This is a genomic window from Jatrophihabitans sp. (assembly GCF_046262535.1).
In the GTDB taxonomy this organism is placed as follows: Bacteria; Actinomycetota; Actinomycetes; order Mycobacteriales; family Jatrophihabitantaceae; genus Jatrophihabitans.
The window spans coordinates 27,001-42,584 of record NZ_JBHEMO010000118.1 but is presented as its reverse complement, the minus strand read 5'-3'; the positions used below and the strand labels follow the sequence as shown (position 1 = coordinate 42,584).

General features: G+C 70.6%; 19 protein-coding genes and 1 tRNA gene. 13 read left to right on the top strand and 7 right to left on the bottom strand.

The features are described from left to right. Positions 1 to 20 precede the first annotated feature (20 nt). Entirely contained in the window at positions 21 to 1,133 is a 1,113-nt protein-coding gene (locus tag ABR571_RS16150) for a DUF952 domain-containing protein (RefSeq protein ID WP_409454230.1), read from the top strand. Here the strand turns inward: ABR571_RS16150 and ABR571_RS16145 are convergent. Beyond that, positions 1,090 to 2,058 carry a cytochrome c oxidase assembly protein gene (locus ABR571_RS16145; RefSeq protein WP_409454229.1) on the bottom strand — a complete coding sequence of 323 codons (969 nt, stop codon included), beginning with the start codon at positions 2,056 to 2,058 and terminating at the stop codon, positions 1,090 to 1,092. The two genes, ABR571_RS16150 and ABR571_RS16145, sit on opposite strands and share 44 nt — an antisense overlap. Positions 2,059 to 2,113: 55 nt before the next feature. Here ABR571_RS16145 and ABR571_RS16140 point away from each other — a divergent pair, with 55 nt between their 5' ends. Then, on the top strand, positions 2,114 to 2,587 hold the full coding sequence (locus tag ABR571_RS16140; protein WP_409454228.1) for a ribose-5-phosphate isomerase: 474 nt from the start codon (positions 2,114 to 2,116) through the stop codon (positions 2,585 to 2,587). A 15-nt stretch (positions 2,588 to 2,602) separates the two neighbouring features. Here the strand turns inward: ABR571_RS16140 and ABR571_RS16135 are convergent, their stop codons facing one another. Continuing rightward, positions 2,603 to 2,950 carry a hypothetical protein gene (locus ABR571_RS16135; protein WP_409454227.1) on the bottom strand — a complete coding sequence of 116 codons (348 nt, stop codon included), beginning with the start codon at positions 2,948 to 2,950 and terminating at the stop codon, positions 2,603 to 2,605. 115 nt (positions 2,951 to 3,065) lie between these two features. Between ABR571_RS16135 and ABR571_RS16130 the strand changes: the two genes are divergently transcribed. Then, positions 3,066 to 5,858 carry a penicillin acylase family protein gene (locus tag ABR571_RS16130; protein ID WP_409454226.1) on the top strand — a complete coding sequence of 931 codons (2,793 nt, stop codon included), beginning with the start codon at positions 3,066 to 3,068 and terminating at the stop codon, positions 5,856 to 5,858. Between the two features lie 9 nt (positions 5,859 to 5,867). Here the strand turns inward: ABR571_RS16130 and ABR571_RS16125 are convergent, their stop codons facing one another. Further along, positions 5,868 to 7,004 carry a class I tRNA ligase family protein gene (locus ABR571_RS16125; RefSeq protein ID WP_409454225.1) on the bottom strand — a complete coding sequence of 379 codons (1,137 nt, stop codon included), beginning with the start codon at positions 7,002 to 7,004 and terminating at the stop codon, positions 5,868 to 5,870. A 64-nt stretch (positions 7,005 to 7,068) separates the two neighbouring features. Between ABR571_RS16125 and ABR571_RS16120 the strand changes: the two genes are divergently transcribed. From ABR571_RS16120 to ABR571_RS16095, 6 genes are all read left to right on the top strand, one after another. Beyond that, positions 7,069 to 7,139: transfer RNA gene (locus ABR571_RS16120), tRNA-Gly, on the top strand. Between the two features lie 137 nt (positions 7,140 to 7,276). Then, complete coding sequence (locus ABR571_RS16115) at positions 7,277 to 7,774, top strand: RNA polymerase sigma factor (RefSeq protein WP_409454224.1); 498 nt, start codon at positions 7,277 to 7,279, stop codon at positions 7,772 to 7,774. Then, positions 7,767 to 8,354, top strand: a complete 588-nt coding sequence (locus tag ABR571_RS16110) for a hypothetical protein (RefSeq protein WP_409454223.1) — start codon at positions 7,767 to 7,769, stop codon at positions 8,352 to 8,354. The genes ABR571_RS16115 and ABR571_RS16110 overlap by 8 nt, the downstream gene beginning before the upstream one ends. A 319-nt stretch (positions 8,355 to 8,673) precedes the next feature. Next, positions 8,674 to 9,003 carry a hypothetical protein gene (locus ABR571_RS16105; protein WP_409454222.1) on the top strand — a complete coding sequence of 110 codons (330 nt, stop codon included), beginning with the start codon at positions 8,674 to 8,676 and terminating at the stop codon, positions 9,001 to 9,003. Beyond that, a complete protein-coding gene (locus ABR571_RS16100) occupies positions 9,000 to 9,143 on the top strand; it encodes a hypothetical protein (protein WP_409454221.1) in 144 nt (47 codons plus the stop codon). The genes ABR571_RS16105 and ABR571_RS16100 overlap by 4 nt, the downstream gene beginning before the upstream one ends. A gap of 46 nt (positions 9,144 to 9,189) precedes the next feature. Continuing rightward, on the top strand, positions 9,190 to 9,603 hold the full coding sequence (locus ABR571_RS16095; protein WP_409454220.1) for an ATP-binding protein: 414 nt from the start codon (positions 9,190 to 9,192) through the stop codon (positions 9,601 to 9,603). A 44-nt stretch (positions 9,604 to 9,647) separates the two neighbouring features. Here ABR571_RS16095 and ABR571_RS16090 read toward each other — a convergent pair whose 3' ends face one another. Beyond that, on the bottom strand, positions 9,648 to 10,148 hold the full coding sequence (locus ABR571_RS16090) for a hemerythrin domain-containing protein (RefSeq protein WP_409454219.1): 501 nt from the start codon (positions 10,146 to 10,148) through the stop codon (positions 9,648 to 9,650). Between the two features lie 83 nt (positions 10,149 to 10,231). Between ABR571_RS16090 and ABR571_RS16085 the strand changes: the two genes are divergently transcribed. Then, complete coding sequence (locus tag ABR571_RS16085; protein WP_409454218.1) at positions 10,232 to 11,137, top strand: Ku protein; 906 nt, start codon at positions 10,232 to 10,234, stop codon at positions 11,135 to 11,137. Here the strand turns inward: ABR571_RS16085 and ABR571_RS16080 are convergent. Both ABR571_RS16080 and ABR571_RS16075 read right to left on the bottom strand, forming a co-directional pair. Further along, a complete protein-coding gene (locus ABR571_RS16080; protein WP_409454217.1) occupies positions 11,134 to 12,825 on the bottom strand; it encodes a SpoIIE family protein phosphatase in 1,692 nt (563 codons plus the stop codon). The two genes, ABR571_RS16085 and ABR571_RS16080, sit on opposite strands and share 4 nt — an antisense overlap. Then, entirely contained in the window at positions 12,822 to 13,649 is an 828-nt protein-coding gene (locus tag ABR571_RS16075; protein WP_409454216.1) for an alpha/beta fold hydrolase, read from the bottom strand. The genes ABR571_RS16080 and ABR571_RS16075 overlap by 4 nt, the downstream gene beginning before the upstream one ends. A gap of 97 nt (positions 13,650 to 13,746) precedes the next feature. Here ABR571_RS16075 and ABR571_RS16070 point away from each other — a divergent pair, with 97 nt between their 5' ends. Both ABR571_RS16070 and ABR571_RS16065 read left to right on the top strand, forming a co-directional pair. Next, a complete protein-coding gene (locus tag ABR571_RS16070; RefSeq protein WP_409454215.1) occupies positions 13,747 to 14,004 on the top strand; it encodes a hypothetical protein in 258 nt (85 codons plus the stop codon). Next, positions 14,004 to 14,207, top strand: coding sequence for a CsbD family protein (locus ABR571_RS16065; RefSeq protein ID WP_409454214.1), 204 nt, complete (start codon positions 14,004 to 14,006; stop codon positions 14,205 to 14,207). The genes ABR571_RS16070 and ABR571_RS16065 overlap by 1 nt, the downstream gene beginning before the upstream one ends. Positions 14,208 to 14,271: 64 nt before the next feature. On the opposite strand, the gene ABR571_RS16060 is transcribed toward ABR571_RS16065, so the two are convergent. Next, on the bottom strand, positions 14,272 to 14,697 hold the full coding sequence (locus tag ABR571_RS16060; protein ID WP_409454247.1) for a hypothetical protein: 426 nt from the start codon (positions 14,695 to 14,697) through the stop codon (positions 14,272 to 14,274). A gap of 127 nt (positions 14,698 to 14,824) precedes the next feature. Between ABR571_RS16060 and ABR571_RS16055 the strand changes: the two genes are divergently transcribed. Next, positions 14,825 to 15,544 (top strand): ANTAR domain-containing protein, encoded by a 720-nt coding sequence (locus ABR571_RS16055; RefSeq protein WP_409454213.1) that lies wholly within the window; start codon positions 14,825 to 14,827, stop codon positions 15,542 to 15,544. Positions 15,545 to 15,584: the final 40 nt, after the last annotated feature.

The following is a 15,584-nucleotide window of genomic DNA, read 5'->3' as shown; positions in this document are numbered from 1 at the left end:
GCGCCGGGCACGATGGGGCCGTGCAGTTCGCGCGTTTCGTGGCCTTGGGCGACAGCCAGACCGAGGGGTTGAACGACCCGGACGGGCGTGGCGGTTTCCGCGGGTGGGCCGACCGCTTCGCCGAAGCGCTGGCCGACCACAGCCCGCACCTGCAGTACGCCAACCTGGCCGTGCGCGGCCGGCTGGTCGCCGCGATCCGCGCCGAGCAACTCGAGCAGGCGTTGGCGCTGCGGCCGGACCTGGCCACCGTGATGGGCGGGCTCAACGACTTGATGCGGCCGTCGGTCGATCTGGACGCGGTCGCCGCTGATCTGGACGCGATGCTGGCCGCGCTGCGCGACAGCGGAGCCACGGTGCTGACCACCACCTTCCCCGACCCGTCCGAGATCGCCCCGCTGTTCCGCCGTCTCGCGCCGCGGGTCGCCGGCTACAACGACCGGATCCGCCGGATCGCCGCCGAGCACGGGGCGCTGGTCGTCGACTTCGCCGAGAAGGGCGTGGGCGCCGATCTACGCATCTGGAGCCCGGACCGTATCCACGCCAACCCCCTCGGCCACTCGCTCATCACCGCCGCCTTCGCCGACACGCTCGACCTGCCGGGATTCACGGGGTGGGCCGACCCGCTGCCGACGGTGGCCCGGGCCAACGCCCTGCGCCGGGCCGGCACGGAGCTGCGCTGGCTCGGCGGCGACGTGGCCCCGTGGATGCTGCGCCGCCTGCGCGGGCGTTCGTCCGGGGACGGGATCACCGCCAAGCGACCACGGCTCGTCCCGGTCGCGCCCCTGTTCCACATCGTCGCGACGGTGGACTGGCCGCGAACCGGGTGGTACCGGCCGGCGTCGCTCGACACCGAGGGCTTCGTCCACCTGTCGTTTCGCGATCAGGTCGCCGCGTCGGCGAATCGTCACTACCGCACCGCCGGCGAACTGGTGGTGATCGAGCTCGATCCGGTGTCGATCGCCGCCGAGATCCGCGTCGAGGACAGCTACGGAACCGGGACGGCGTTCCCGCACGCGTACGGGCCGATCCCGGTCTCCGCGGCGATCGCGGCGCATGCGCTCCAGCGCGACGAGAACGGCGACTGGCGCTTCAGTCCCGATCGCGCAGGCGCCGCTGCATCGCCGGGTCGCTGAGCCACCACGGCGCGTCGCGTTCCGCGGCCGGCCCCGGTTCGGCTCCCTCGTCCTGCAGCCCGCGCCGCGCGGCGCGTTCGGCTTCGAGGACCGCGTCGACCCGCGCCGCGTCGCGGGCGTCGGCGCGCAGCCAGCGGCGGTAGACGAGCACGAGGAACGGCAGGTCGATGACCTCGGCGATGCACCACAGGATCGCGCCGGCGGACTGCTGGTCGCGCAACGCCCGTGGCGTCCAGGAGTGCGTGGACCGCGAGTCGAACCAGCCGGTGACCAGGCCGGTGTGCAGCCGCAGCAGGACACCGGGCAGCGCGTCCAGGACCAGCTCGAACGAGCCGATTGCGAGCGACAGCCCGACGGTCAACGACGATGCGTCCTCGTCCAGCCCGACGAGTGGCAGCACCATGAGCCCACCGACGATCAGCAGGACGAGTTGCAGGACCCAGCCGGCCGCGGCCGAGGAGATTGCCCACTGGGGAAGCGGCCCGAAGAACAGCACGCCCGAGAGCAGCGGCACGAGCGCCGGCCCGACCAGCGGATTGCCCACCACTCGGGCGAACCGCGAGCGCAGCAGCCGGTCCAGTCGGCTGTCGGTTCCGGCGACGGCGCGGGCCAGCTGCACCGGGTGTCCGGACAGCACGAGGATTGGCACCACCAGCCACAGGGTCAGCGTCTGCGTCGTCCACACCCAGTAGAGCGAGTCCGAGTAGACCTGCGGGAACCCGCAGCTCGCCCAGACCAGGACGCCCAGCCCGAACACGAAGACGGCGCCGCGCCAGGCCGGCCATGCTCGATTCCGCCGCCGGATGCCGCGGATGCCGCGTACATAGTTCGCCGCCAGCACCAGAGCGACGGCGATCGCGACGGGCTGCGCCGTCCATTGCGTGAGCAGCGCCGACGGCTCGGGTCGGTCGAGTGCGGCGATCACATCACCAATGGTCCCAGGGAGCGACGCGGCGCCGGACGCTGCCATGATTTCCGGTATGCGCGTTTACCTCGGCAGTGACCACGCCGGCTTCGAGCTCAAGGCCCGGATGGTCGAGCACCTGACCGGCCTCGGCCATGACGCGACCGACTGCGGCGCGCATACCTTCGATCCGGAGGACGACTACCCGCCACCCTGCATCACCGCCGCCGCGCGGGCCGTCGCCGACCCGGGCAGTCTGGCCGTCGTCATCGGCGGGTCGGGCAACGGCGAGCAGATCGCGGCCAACAAGGTGACCGGCGTGCGGGCCGCGCTGGTCTGGAGCGAGGACACCGCCCGGTTGGCCCGCCAGCACAACGACGCGAACGTGATCAGCATCGGGGCGCGCAACCACCCGGAAGCCGACGCGCTCCACTTCGTCGAAATCTTCCTCGACACGCCGTTCTCGGAGGACGAGCGGCACAAGCGGCGCATCGCGATGCTCGCCGAGTACGAGGCGACCGGCGCCATCGCCGGGCACGAGACGGAGTGAACGAAGCCCGAGCGGTTACTGACCGGATCTAGGCGGGCTGTCGGACGGGCGCCAGTTCCGCCGGACGATCACCAGCTCCTGCTCGGCCGCGGCCAGGTCGCTGTCCGTCGGCCGGTTCACGTCGCGCGCCCGCAAGGCGCCGCTCACGCCCAGCTGCGAGCGGCCGGCGCCGATGAGGTCGCGCAGCCCGCCCTCGGCGGGCTGCGCACGGCGGCGGCGTGGCGGCGTGGCCCGCGCGGGCGGCGGAGCCTCGGTCGGGGCCGCAGCACCTGGCGGGGGTGCTGTGGCCTCCGGCGCCCCCTGGGCGCGGGTCGCCTTACGGCGCCGTCGACGCCGGATCGGTCCGGCCCGCTCGTCCGCCATGCCGCCGATCCTGCCCTATCCGGGCCCGGACGGGCGCCTTTCTCGCCGGCAGGACACTTCGGACCTCCTCGCGGTATACAAGCGAGAACGTGTTCTCATCCCCCGGAGGATCCACGTGGCTGTCCGGCTGCGCGCCGCGCTCGTCGTCTCGATCACCACGCTCACCGCCACCGCCCTCGTCGCCGGCGGGGGACCGGTCGGCGCCGCGGCGCCCTCGGCCGCCTACCGCGCCGACGACTACGCCGACGGCCGGGCCATGAGCATCCTGCCGCCCGGGGAGAACGGCCTCGTCACCGCGACGGACGCGCTCGGGTTCGAACTGCTCGGCCAGCGCCCGGCCGGTAGCGAGGACCAGCTGGGCAAGTACTCGAGCCTGCTCTACGGCTACCCGTCGCTCACCGACGCGAACCTCAGCGACTACTACGACGACGAGTCGTTCGGCGTGCGGCCGTCCGACGTCGTCCGCACCGAGGTGCCCACCGCCGGCGTGACCATCTATCGCGACACCCACGACGTCCCGCACGTCTACGGCGACTCCGACCAGACGATGGCCTTCGGCGCGGGGTACGCCCAGGCCGAGGACCGCCTGTTCCTGATGGACGTCCTGCGTCACTACGGGTCGGGAACGCTGGCCTCGTTCCTCGGCGCCTCGTGCGAGTTCGAGCAGATGGACCACGATCAGTTGCTGCTCGCGCCCTACACCAAGGCGCAGGCGACCGCCCAGGTGAACGCGCTGCCGGCGGAGTACGGCGCCCAGGGCGCACTCGCCAAATCCATGATCGAGAACTACGTCGCCGGCGTGAACCAGTACGTCGCGTCGACGTTCCTCAACCTGTCGCGACTGCCGGCCGACTACGCCGCTGCCGTGCCCAACCTGCTGCCCCAGCCGTGGACCGTGGCCGACGTCGTCTCGATCGCCGGGCTCATCGGAGGCATCTTCGGACGCGGCGGCGGCAACGAGGTCGCCAACGCCCACCTGCTGCAGTACCTGCAGAGGCAGCTCGGCGCAGCAGCCGGCGCGACCGCGTTCGCCGAGCTCAAGACGTCCAACGATCCGCTGGCGCCGACCACGTCCACCAAGACCTTCCCGTACGAGATCCCAGGCACCGTGGATCCCGCGACGACGGCGCTGCCGGACGACGGCGTCCCGCTCTCTGGCGGCCCGGTCGCCGCTGACCCGAACTGCGACCTGACCAAACCGAACCTGCTGGCCCTGTCGATCATCCAGGGTCTGACGACGCTGCCGAAGCACATGAGCAACGCACTCGTGGTGAACGCCGACCACAGTCAGGACGGGCATCCGATCGCCGTCTTCGAACCCCAGGTCTCGTACTACGCGCCGCAGATCCTGTCGCTGCTCGACCTGCACTCGCCGGACTACGCGGCGCAGGGTGCGTCCTTCCCGGGCACGGGCATCGTCGAGCTCGGGCGCGGCCAGGACTACGCGTGGTCGGCCACGTCGGCCGGCTCCGACCTCATCGACCAGCGCCTCGAACAGGTCTGCGACCCGGCCGGCGGGACACCGACCTCGCACGGCACGTACTACCTGTACCAAGGCGCGTGCGTGCCGATGACCGTGACCCACTTCAGCGAGACCGCGCTACCCAAACCGGGCGGCATCGGCTTCCCGTCCTACCTCGACCATGCCGTGTACCAGACCCGGCACGGCGTCGTGCAGGGCTGGACGACCGCCGGCGGCAAGCCGGTGGCGGTCGTGACGCAACGGTCGACGTTCAACCACGACGTGGACTCGGTCGTCGGGTTCCTGGGCTGGGGCCAGCCGGCACTCACCCACGACGTCGCATCGTGGATGGACTCCGCGGCCAAGATCGGGTTCACGTTCAACTGGTTCTACGTGGACGACCAGGACACCGGCTACTACGTCAGCGGGCTCGACCCGATCCGCCCGTCGAACGTCGACCCGAACCTGCCGACCTGGGGGACGGGCGGTTCGGAATGGCAGGGCTTCCTGCCGGCCTACCAGCACGTCCACGAGGTGAACCCGCCGACGGGCTATTTCGTCAGCTGGAACAACAAGCCGGCCCCGCAGTTCGCGGCCGCCGATGACCAGTACGGGTACGGACAGGTCTACCGGTCGCAGATGCTGACGAACCAACTCGACGCGCAGCTGGCCGCGCACGGCGGAAAGCTGACCCGCGCCAACGTGGTGCAGGCGATGGCTACCGCCGCCTCGCAGGACCTCGACGGGTTGACGATCGTCCCGACGCTCCTGTCCTACCTCGCCAACCGGCCGCAGCCCGCCGGCGTCGCCGCGATGATCTCGCAGCTGCAGTCCTGGGTGGCCGACGGTGCGCACCGGCGCAAGGCGGCGCCGGCCGATGCCCAGTACGCCCACGCCGCGGCGGTCGCGATCGCCGACGAGCTCGTGCCTCATCTGATCCGGGCGCTCTACGACCCGATCCTCGCCGCTAGTGGCGTCGGGGCGATCGGCTCCAACGGCGGGGCGACCTCGGCCGGCTACAACATCCTGCCGATGCAGTTGGTCAACACGCCGAACTCCGGCAACAAGCACCTGGGCAGCGCCTACGACGGCGGTTACGAGGGCTACGTGGTGGCCACCCTGCAGCAGCTGCTCGGCCAGAGCCCGGTCGACGGCTTCGGTCCGGAGCTGACCGACAAGGAGTGCAACGGCGGGCCGACCACGTGCGGGGCCGCGATCGACCAGGCGCTGGCGGCGACCTACGCCGCGTTGGTGACCGCGAACGGCTCGGCCGACGTCGGCACGTGGACGAAGTCGACCGAGTCCGCGGCGGCCGGCCAGACGATGCCGCAGTTCGACGCGATCCAGTTCCGCGCCCTCGGCATCGTCGGGCAGCCGGCGATCGACTGGCAGAACCGGCCGACCTTCCAGCAGGTCATCGAGTTCCCGAGGCACCGCGCCCGCTGAGTCGGCGGACTAGGACAGAGCGAGGATTTCGATCAGGGTGCGGGCGGCCTGGCCGCCGTCCTCGAGGGCGATGGCGACGGCCCGGCTCACGTCGAGGTCGTCGAGCAGCGCAGCCGGCACGGCGGCCGCGCCAGGGGCGAGCCCGGGTGACGACGCTGCCCCGTAGAGCCGCTCCAGAAGCGCCTCGGCGTCGTCCAGCGCGGACGGGTCGTACTCCCACGCTCGACCCCAGGGCCGGTTGAGGAGCAGCAGGCGGACGGCTCCGGGGCTGTGCTCGCGCAGCAGGTCCTCGACGAGAACGAGATTGCCCGTCGACTTGGCCATCTTGGCGCCGTCGACCGAGACGATGCCGGCGCGCATCCAGGCGCGGGCGAACGGGGTCACGCCGGTGACCGCCTCGGCGAGCGCCGCCTCGCACGCGTGGTGCGGGTAGGCGAGATCGCCGCCGCCACAGTGGATGTCGACGCTCGAGCCGAACAGCGCGAGCACCATCGCAGCGCACTCGGCGTGCCATCCCGGCCGGCCCTCGCCCCACGGGCTGGGCCACGACACGTCGTCGTCGGATCCGGCCGCCTGCCACACGGCGATGTCCAGCGGATCGTCCTTGTCCGGGTCCCCGGGATTGTCGTGGTACTCCTCGGCCCGCTGGAGCGCGGACGCCTGGTCCAGTCCGGCCTGGGCCGCGGCGTGGGCTGTGCGCGCATAGACGGTGCCGTTGCGCTCGTACGCGGCGTCGCGGTCGAGCAATGCGGCCGCGAGTTGGATGACGTGCCCGATGTGCTGCGCGGCGCTCGGCGCCAGGTCCGGCGTCCGGACCTGCAGGGTGGCCATCGTCGCCTCGAACGACGCCCGCTGCAGGGTGGCCAGCATGGTGGCGGACTCGCCCCGGCGCCGCGCCTCGGCGAACAGGACGTCGTCGACGTCGGTCACGTTGCGAGCGACTGTGACCGTGTGCCCGTGCCACTGCAGCACCCGCTCGGCCGCGTCGGCCCAGACGTAGGTGGCCGCATGCCCCAGGTGCGTGACGTCGTATGGCGTGATGCCGCAGACGTACATGCGGACGTGGCCGACCATCGGCAGCAGCTCGCCACCGAGGCGCAGGCGCATCGGCGGGCCGGTGAGACGAGACGGGTTCACCTGTCGCATCCTGCCAGCGTCCGGCGGGGCAGCTGACCGGACGGGTATCCTGGCCCGGCGGCCGAAGCCGCACGCGGGCGTAGCTCAATGGTAGAGCCTCAGTCTTCCAAACTGATTACGCGAGTTCGATTCTCGTCGCCCGCTCGAGCACTCCCCAGCGCTGTCTCGCGGTAGCTTCGCGGGTCGGACCGTCGGGTCGTCCGGCCAGTTCTCGTGCGCAGGCAACCCGTCCGGGTCCGGCCGTCGTCTTTCCGAGTAGGACGGGCGAAAAGGGAGGCACCGTGGCCGAGGCCGATCGGGCCGCGTTCGAGCGATTCGTCGCCGAGCACGGGGACCGCCTGCTGCACACCGCCTACGGCCTGTGCGGCGACTGGCAGCACGCGGAGGATCTCGTCCAGCAGGCGCTGACCACGGTGGCCCGGCGCTGGGGCGCGATCGGATCCCACCCGCTCGGTTACGCCTACCGCTGCCTGGTGCGCTCGAACATCGATCGGTGGCGGGTGCGCAACCGCCGCCCTGAGATGCTGCTCGATCCGGACGACCTCGCCGCGGCCGGGCCACTCGTTTCGGACGCCTGCGACGACGGCGCCGTTCTCGCCGCACTCACCGCGCTGCCACCTCGCCAGCGCGCGATCGTCGTCCTGCGCTACGTGCAGGACCTGTCCGAGGCCGACACCGCGGACCTGCTCGACATCAGCGTCGGTGCCGTCAAGAGCGGCGCGTCACGCGCTCTGGCCCGACTGCGACAAACGGCCCTTGAGGAGTCCAACCATGAATGACGAGCCCGCCATCGCCACCTTGCGGCGCGCGCTGAACGCCGCGACCGCCGGCCACCACCTCGACCCGGAGGTGGCCGCGACGGCGTGGGCGGACGCGCACGCCGCCCGGCCACACCGGCTTCGCACGGCGCTGGCGGTCGCGGCCAGCGTGATCGCGGTGGGCGGCGGGGCGGTGACACTCACGCTCACCCGGGGCGGTGGCGCCACGTCTCCGCGGGCCACCTCGAATTGCCGCGCGAGGGTCTCGACCGACCGGCTGCCGACCTGGGCGCGCGAAGGGTTCAGTTCGCAGGCGCTGCACGTACCGCATGTCGTCGGCGCGAAGGGTGACATCGTGGGGATCCTCTTCGGCCCGCTCCGCGCGCACCAGCCGGCGGGGACGAACAACAAGGTTCTCTGGGTGGCCAAGGACGGATTCGGCAGCCTGCACATCAGCGCGAGGCTCGAGGGCTCGAATCTGGCGGCTAGTCGGACGGTCAACCTGGGCCCGTCGATCGTCGACGTCCCGGCGGCCGGCTGCTGGCAGATGACGCTGACCTGGCCCGGCCATTCCGACACTCTCGCATTGCCCTACCAGTAGGACCGAGCGGATCGCGGCGCGCGAACACGGCCGGCCCACAGCGGCCGAGGGCGGCTCTACCCCCGTCGTCACCCGCTTCCGTGCCGCCTGGGCCGACTCCCAGGCCGACACAGACGCCGGGACCGAACTCCTGCCCACGCGCCTCAGCCAGGCCTGTCTCGCCGTCTTTCCCGTCGACGGGGCCGGGCTCAGCCTGCTCGACAAGGATTTCCGGGTACCGATCGGTGCGTCCGACGACGCGGCGGCCCAGGCCGAGCGACTGCAGTTCACCCTCGGTGAGGGCCCGTGCCTCGACGCCGCGACGGAGCGGCGGGTCATCGTGGCGGACCGGGAGCAGCTGACCGAACGCTGGCCGCTCTACGGGCACGAGCTGTTCACCCGGACCGAGTTCCGCCGCGTCGGGGGCGATTCCGCTGTCGCTAGCGCCCGAACCTACGCGGCGCTCGACCTGTTCGTGACCGACTCCGCGCGGCTCGGCGCGGTCAACCTGGCCGAGGTGTCGACGCTCGCGGAGGAGATCGTCGACGCGCTGCTGCTGAGCCAGGTGGTGCCGCCGACGGCGGGCGGGGGGTCCGGGATTCCGATCCCGATTGGTTGCGCAGCCGGCCGACCCGCGACCGGACCTTCGTATGGGTCGCGATGGGGATGATGATCACCGAGTTCGACCTCGCAGCACCTGACGCTCTCGTGCTGTTGCGCTCGCACGCCTACTCCCGAGGCTCCGACGTGGACCAGGTGGCCGCCGAGCTCACCTCCGGTGCGCTGGGCCTCAACGCCCTCCGGCCGTGACACGCGGAACGCTTCACCCCCGGCCGAACCGGGTAAGTGATACAGAGTGACCAACCAAACCAGCGAGCGCTACGAATGCGAAAAGGGCTCACCCGGACGCGCCCGGAGGTTTTGCAGCGAGGTGTTGCGCCGGGCACTCGGTGACAACTCGCGCAGCCGCGAGGTGATAGACGACGCGGAACTTGTCGTCAGCGAACTGATCACCAACGCGATCGACGCCGACTGCGGCGGTGTCGAACTGACGGTGACAGTCGCGACGGACGGCGCAGTGCGCATCGAGGTCGTGGACGACGCGCTCGGACTGCCACAGGAGGCGGTCGTTCCCTCCAGCGCCCAGCGTGGCCGCGGGCTCGCCCTCGTCGCCGCGCTGTCCACCCGGTGGGGCTACGAGAAGAAGCCACGGGGCAAGCGGGTGTGGGCGGAACTGCCGGCGCGGCGGGCCGGGCTCACTTCTGCGTGAGCACCGTCCCGGCCGCGTCCCCCGACTGAACCGCACCGATCTGCCTACTTGAGCACCGCGTCGACCGTCTTCTTCAGCGCGCTCGGCTGGGCGGGGGAGCGAGGCGCCTTGGCCTTGGCCGCGAGCATCCGCTCACCGAGTTCGGCGAGTTGCTTGCGGCCGAGTCCGGCGCGGACCTTCGGGAACCACTCGTCCTCCTCTTCCTCGATGTGGTGAGTGACGTTCTCGATGAGGACGGTGGTCTTGGCGTCGAAGCGCTCCGCGTCGGCCTTCATGGCGAACAGCTCCATGACGAGGACGTCCGCGACGTGGTGCTCCTCGTAGGACTCGAGAATGTCGTCCTCGAGGTCGGGCAGCAGTCGCCGGACCTCCGGATACATGATCTCGTTCTCGAGGTACGTGTGGACGGTGAGCAGCTCGATGATCTTGGAGACCAGGTCGCCCTTCTTCGTGGTCGCGTCCTCGCCGGCCGCCTGGAACTCGCGGAACAGCTTGCGGACCTCTTTGTGATCGTTCTTCAGCATGACGATGGCGTCGGTGGACATCTCACTCCTTGGTAGGGGACTCGCAGTGCTCATACCCGCAAGTGCGTGGGTACAACACCGGCAGAACCACCGGAGGAGGAGCCATGGCGCGGGCAATCTGGTCGGGCGTGTTGAGCTTCGGGCTGGTCTCGGTGCCGATCGAGATCTACTCGGCGACCGAGGCGCACGAACCGAGCTTCCATCAGTACGAGAAGGGCACGAAGGACCGCATCCGCTACCAGCGGGTGAACGAGCGAACCGGCAAGGAAGTGGAGTACGCCGACATCGTCAAGGGCATCGAATCGGGTCGGACGCTGATCCAGCTCGACCAGGACGAGCTCGACGCGGTGGCCCCGGGCCGGTCACGCGCGATGGAGATCGATCGCTTCGTCGATCTCGACGAGATCGACCCGATCTACTTCGCCAAGACCTACTTCCTCGGCCCGAAGGGTGAGGAGAACAAGAAGACCTATGCGCTGTTGCGCGATGCGATGGCCGCTACCAACCGGGCCGCGATCGCCAGTTTCGTCATGCGCGGCAAGGAGTACCTCGCGGCCGTCCGCCCCGACGGAGACGTGCTGGCACTGGAGACGATGTTCTTCGCCGACGAGGTTCGCACGGCCTCCGACGAGGTGAGCGATCTGCCCGGCAAGGTCAAGCTGCGCCCGGACGAGCTGCGGATGGCCAAGCAGCTGATCGACTCGATGCGCGGGGAGTGGCGTCCGACCGATTTCCGCGACACGTACACCGACCGGGTCAACGAGCTGATCAAGGCCAAGAAGGCCAAGAAGGACTACTCGCCGGCCGACGAGGCGCCGACTGCCACTGACGCAGTGGACCTGATGGAAGCGCTGCGGCAGAGCGTGGACGCCGCCAAGCGAGGTGGCCGGTCGCCGGCCGTCAAGAAGTCGCCGGCCAAGAAGCCGGCCGCCAGGAAGCCGGCCGCCAAGAAGAGCGCGGCCAAGAAGCCGGCCGCCAAGAAGAGTGCTGCCCGCAAGAAAGCCGCCTAGTCGGACGTCGGGGCCACCCGGACGGCGAGCACTGCGACATCGTCCTCGTTGGCCCGAGGCCGCCGGTCGAGGATCCGGTCACACAGCTCCGGCAGCGACAGCTGCGCACCGCCGGTGAGGTCGGCGGCCAGTCGGGCGATGCTCAGGTCGAGGTCCTCGTCGCGCCGTTCGATCAGCCCGTCCGTGTAGAGCACGAGCGTGTCCCCGGCGTGCATTTGCAGCTCCAGCTGACTGCGCTCGCTGGCCGGAAGGACGCCCAGCAGCACGTCGGGCGTGCCGTTCAGCACCTCGGCGGTGCCGTTCCGGCGCACCAGTACCGGCGGCGGATGGCCGGCGCTGGACCACTGCACGGCGAAGGTGCCCGGGCTCACCTGGCGCAGGGTGGCGAGCACCGCGCTGGCGATCACCCGCAGTTGCAGTCCGGCGGCGGCTCGGTCCGCTTCGGCGAGAGTCTGCGCCGGCGTCCCGGACCGGGTGTACCCGATGGTGCGGATGACCCCACGCAGGTGGCCCATCGCCGCCGCCGCGTCGAGGTCGTGACCGACCACGTCGCCGACCACCACGGCGGTCGCTCCGTTCGCCTGCTCGAACGCGTCGTACCAGTCGCCGCCGACCTCGCTCCCGTTCGCTCCGGGGGCATACCGCGAGACGATCTCCAGCGCCGCGTGCGCGGGAAGCGGCGTGAGCAGCGCCTTCTGCAGGCCGACCGAGATCGCGCGCGCCCGCGCATACAGCCGCAGGTTGTCTATTGCGGTCCCGGTGCGCTCGGCCAGGTCGACGACCTGGGTGAGGTCCTCGTCGGTGAACGCCGGCCGCTCCGGTCCGCGCACCAGGACGAGCAGCGCTGCCTGCTGGGCGTGCGCCGTGCTCGGCACCACCAGCGCGCTGCGCACGCCCAGGGCGGTCACCAGGTCGATCACCTCGGTACTCGTGGTCATCGCGCGGAGGGCATCCCGTGTCACGTCGGGCAGGACGACCGGCGCGGCGCCGGCGCCGACCTTGCGCAGCACCGATCCCTCCGACGCGTGGCGCGGGAGCAGCGGAGCCAGCCGGTCGAGGTCCGCCTGGCGGCTCGGGTCGACGTGGGCGGCCGCCCAGTGGGGGAGTTGGTTGGGCAGGTCCGGGTCGACGGTGTAGACGAGGCACCAGTCGGCGACCTCGCCGACCAGCAGGCGGGCGAGGCGCCGCAGGGCGGCGCGCACGTCGACGCTGCTGGCCAGGGCCGAGTTCGCCCCCGCGAGTAGTTCCAGACGTTTGCGCACCTGCGCGTTGGCGTCGTTCGCCACCTCGGCCTCGTGCTGCGCGTTGCGCAACCGGCGTTCGTACTCCTGCCGATCCGGAACGGACATGAGCGCGAGCCGGGTGCGCTCGCCGTCCGGCGACCGGTCGGCGCGCGACTGCTCGGCGGTGACCAGGACGGGCAGGCGCCGGCCACCTGGGCAGACGATCTCGAGCATGAGCTCCTCGACCCGGCCGTTCAGGGCCAGCATCGGGGCGAGCTGCGTCTCGTAGAAGATCCGCCCGGCCGGCGTCAGCAACGACGTGAACGACAGCCCGTCGTCGACGTCTGCGCGCGTGTAGCCGGTTCGCGCCAGGAACTGCTCGTTCGCCCGGACGACGATTCGCCTGCCGTCGACCTCCAACAGGCCGCAAGGAGCCAGATCCCACTCATCGGGCGAGCGGGTCAACTCGAGCTACGACCAGCGCCGGCGACGGTCAGGTACTCGCGGATCGCCGCGCTCGTCTCGTCCGGCGCGCTGAGGTTCGGACAGTGACCGGTGGCGTCGAGCAGCACGAGTTCGCTGGTCGGGACGTGGTCGCGGACATACTCGCCGACGGCGACGGGGGCGATCGCGTCCTCGCGGCACTGCAGGATCAACGTCGGCGCCGAAATTCTCGGCAGGTCGGCGCGGTTGTCGGCCAGGAACGTCGCCCGGACGAAGGTCTGCGCGACCTCCTGATCAATCCGGCAGAAGCTGTCGGCCAGCTCGGCGGCGAGCTCCGGGCGATCCACGTTGCCCATGATCACCGGGGCCATCGCCGTCGACCAGCTCAGCACATTGCTGTCGAGCGCCTCGATCAGGTCGTGGATGTCCTGCTCGCCGAAGCCGCCGACGTAGCCGGTGGCCGGCTCGTCGATGTAGCGCGGCGAAGGCCCGATGAAGACAAGGTGGGTGAAGCGATCGGGCTCGGCCATCGCGGCGAGGGCGCCGATCATGGCCGAGACGGAGTGACCCACGAAAACAATGTCGCGCAGATCGAGTTCGCGCACGATGTCGAGCAGGTCGTCGGCGTATCCGGCCAACGTGGCGTGCCGGACCGGATCCCAGGCGCTGCGGTCGGAACCGCCGAAGCCCACGTGATCGAACTGCACGATGCGGTGATCGTGCTCGAACCTCGGCGCGACGTAGCGCCACATCGTCTGGTCACAGCCGTAACCGTGCGCGAACAGCATCGGCGGGCCCGCCGAACCGGACAGCCGGACGTTGTTGCGCGTCACAGCTCCGCTCACCCGGAGCACAGTAGTCGCCGTCGGTGGGTCAGGTCACACCGGCGAGACGGACCCCGGGTGGGCCGGGTAGCCCATTCAGTGAGGGAAAGGAGCAACCATGCAGATTCCTCGCATCGACCCCAAGAACGCACTCGGACTCGCCGACAAGGTCGTCGGGCTGGGCAAGGAGATCGCCGGCTCGCTCACCGGACAGGACCGGCTCAAGAAGGCTGGCCAGGTGCAGCAGGAGAAGGGCACCGAGCGACTGAAGGCCGTGGAGTCCGAACTGGACGCCAAGGCGCACCAGACCAAGGCGAATGCCGCCGCTCAGGCGCAGAAGACGGCGCAGAAGCAGAAGGAAGTGGTGAACAGCTGATGGGCATCGGGGAGAGCATCAAGGGCACCCTGAAGGAGAAGGCCGGCGACCTCGTCGACAACGACGAGCTCACGGCCGAGGGCGAAGCCCAGCAGACCAAGGGCGACGAAGAGACGCGCGAGAGCAAGGACCGGGCCGAGGCCAAGGCCCACGAAGAGAAGGCCGACGCGCTCGAGCAGCAGCAGGAAGCGCTCGAGGACTGAGCGCCAGCAATCAAGGAGGAGCCCGGACGGCGACAGCCGCCCGGGCTCCTCGCTGTCCGGCCCCTCAAGTGGATCGCTGCTCGCGCGCCTTCATCTCCGCCTCGAAGACGTGCTGGGCGGCGCCCGTCCGGTCGCGGGCCTCGGCCTCGACGTCACGGAAGACGCTCCAATACCCGCTGTCGTAGGCCTCGACGACCTGAAAGCTCCACCGTCCGTCCACGATGTCCCGCCCCACGAGGCAGTCCTCGATCTCGTCGGCGAGGTCGGGGAGGTCCGCCTTGCGGAAGTGCTCGACCGCTTCCTGCAGGGTCAGATCGGCGGTCCCACACAACCGGTGGAACCCGTAGAGCAATCCGCGGGCGTGCTCAACGACCTCCAGTGCCTCCGACAGTTTGCCGAGCGCAGCCACCACCTCGTCGCTCAGCCCGTCCGGACGGTCCTTGGCCACGTCGCGGGCGGGTTTCTTGGCGCTGCCGTGCTTCTCGGGCAATGTCGTCACCCGGTGGCAATACCCGGATCTGCGATCGTCAAGCAGCAATGGCTTAAGCTGCGCGGCAGTCGGTCGGGCCGGCGAGCCACGCCACGCCCGGCAATTGCAGGGAACGGTGGTCGGCGGCATGGACGCGCAGGGCATGGCGGAGCTGACGCAGGAATTTGCCGGGTTGGCCGGCGAGTTGCACGGCGACGGCGAGAACGAGGCGGCGCTGCACCGCGCGGTGGAGCTTGCGGTCAAGTACGTCGAGGGTTGCGGTTGCGCCAGCATCACCGTCGTCCGGGAAGGTAAGGGCCGCACCATCGCGGCGACCGACGATGTCGCGCGGCTCGCGGACGCGCTTCAGTACGAGCTGGGGGAGGGCCCCTGCCTGCAGGCTGCCTGGGACGACGCGAACTATCTGATGTTCGACGTGGCCGGCGAGCGGCGGTGGCCGCGGTACGCCGCGATGCTGGCCGAACGCACGCCGGTGCGCTGCGTCCTCTCCTTCCAACTCCCGGCGGCGGACTCGGCCGCACTGAACCTCTTCGGCCCGGAGGGCGCCGTGTTCGGCGATGACGCGATCGACACCGGCGCGTTGTTCGCCGCCCATGTGTCGAGCGTCGTCGCGCTCTACGAGGCCGAGGAGCAGTCAGCGAACCTGCGGACGGCGCTGGACTCGAGTCGGCAGATCGGTGCGGCCGTCGGGATCCTCATGGCGCATCACCGCATCACCCAGGACGCCGCGTTCGCACTCCTGCGAGAGACCAGCCAGACCCTGCAGCGCAAACTGCGCGACGTGGCCGAGCGGGTGGTCGAGACCGGCGCGCTGCCCCCCGGCGGGTCGGCCGAGCCTGCTGGCTAATCCACTCCGGACCCGCCCCACCCGTGCTAGTGTCAGCCCC

Excerpts from the sequence above, each read along its gene's own strand:
- ABR571_RS16100 (WP_409454221.1), top strand. The coding sequence starts at position 9,000 with ATGATGATCACCGAGTTCGACCTCGCAGCACCTGACGCTCTCGTGCTG.
- ABR571_RS16085 (WP_409454218.1), top strand. The coding sequence starts at position 10,232 with ATGGCGCGGGCAATCTGGTCGGGCGTGTTGAGCTTCGGGCTGGTCTCG.
- ABR571_RS16065 (WP_409454214.1), top strand. The coding sequence starts at position 14,004 with ATGGGCATCGGGGAGAGCATCAAGGGCACCCTGAAGGAGAAGGCCGGC.
- ABR571_RS16135 (WP_409454227.1), bottom strand. The coding sequence starts at position 2,950 with ATGGCGGACGAGCGGGCCGGACCGATCCGGCGTCGACGGCGCCGTAAG.
- ABR571_RS16070 (WP_409454215.1), top strand. The coding sequence starts at position 13,747 with ATGCAGATTCCTCGCATCGACCCCAAGAACGCACTCGGACTCGCCGAC.
- ABR571_RS16090 (WP_409454219.1), bottom strand. The coding sequence starts at position 10,148 with ATGTCCACCGACGCCATCGTCATGCTGAAGAACGATCACAAAGAGGTC.
- ABR571_RS16140 (WP_409454228.1), top strand. The coding sequence starts at position 2,114 with ATGCGCGTTTACCTCGGCAGTGACCACGCCGGCTTCGAGCTCAAGGCC.
- ABR571_RS16055 (WP_409454213.1), top strand. The coding sequence starts at position 14,825 with ATGGACGCGCAGGGCATGGCGGAGCTGACGCAGGAATTTGCCGGGTTG.
- ABR571_RS16125 (WP_409454225.1), bottom strand. The coding sequence starts at position 7,004 with ATGCGACAGGTGAACCCGTCTCGTCTCACCGGCCCGCCGATGCGCCTG.
- ABR571_RS16110 (WP_409454223.1), top strand. The coding sequence starts at position 7,767 with ATGAATGACGAGCCCGCCATCGCCACCTTGCGGCGCGCGCTGAACGCC.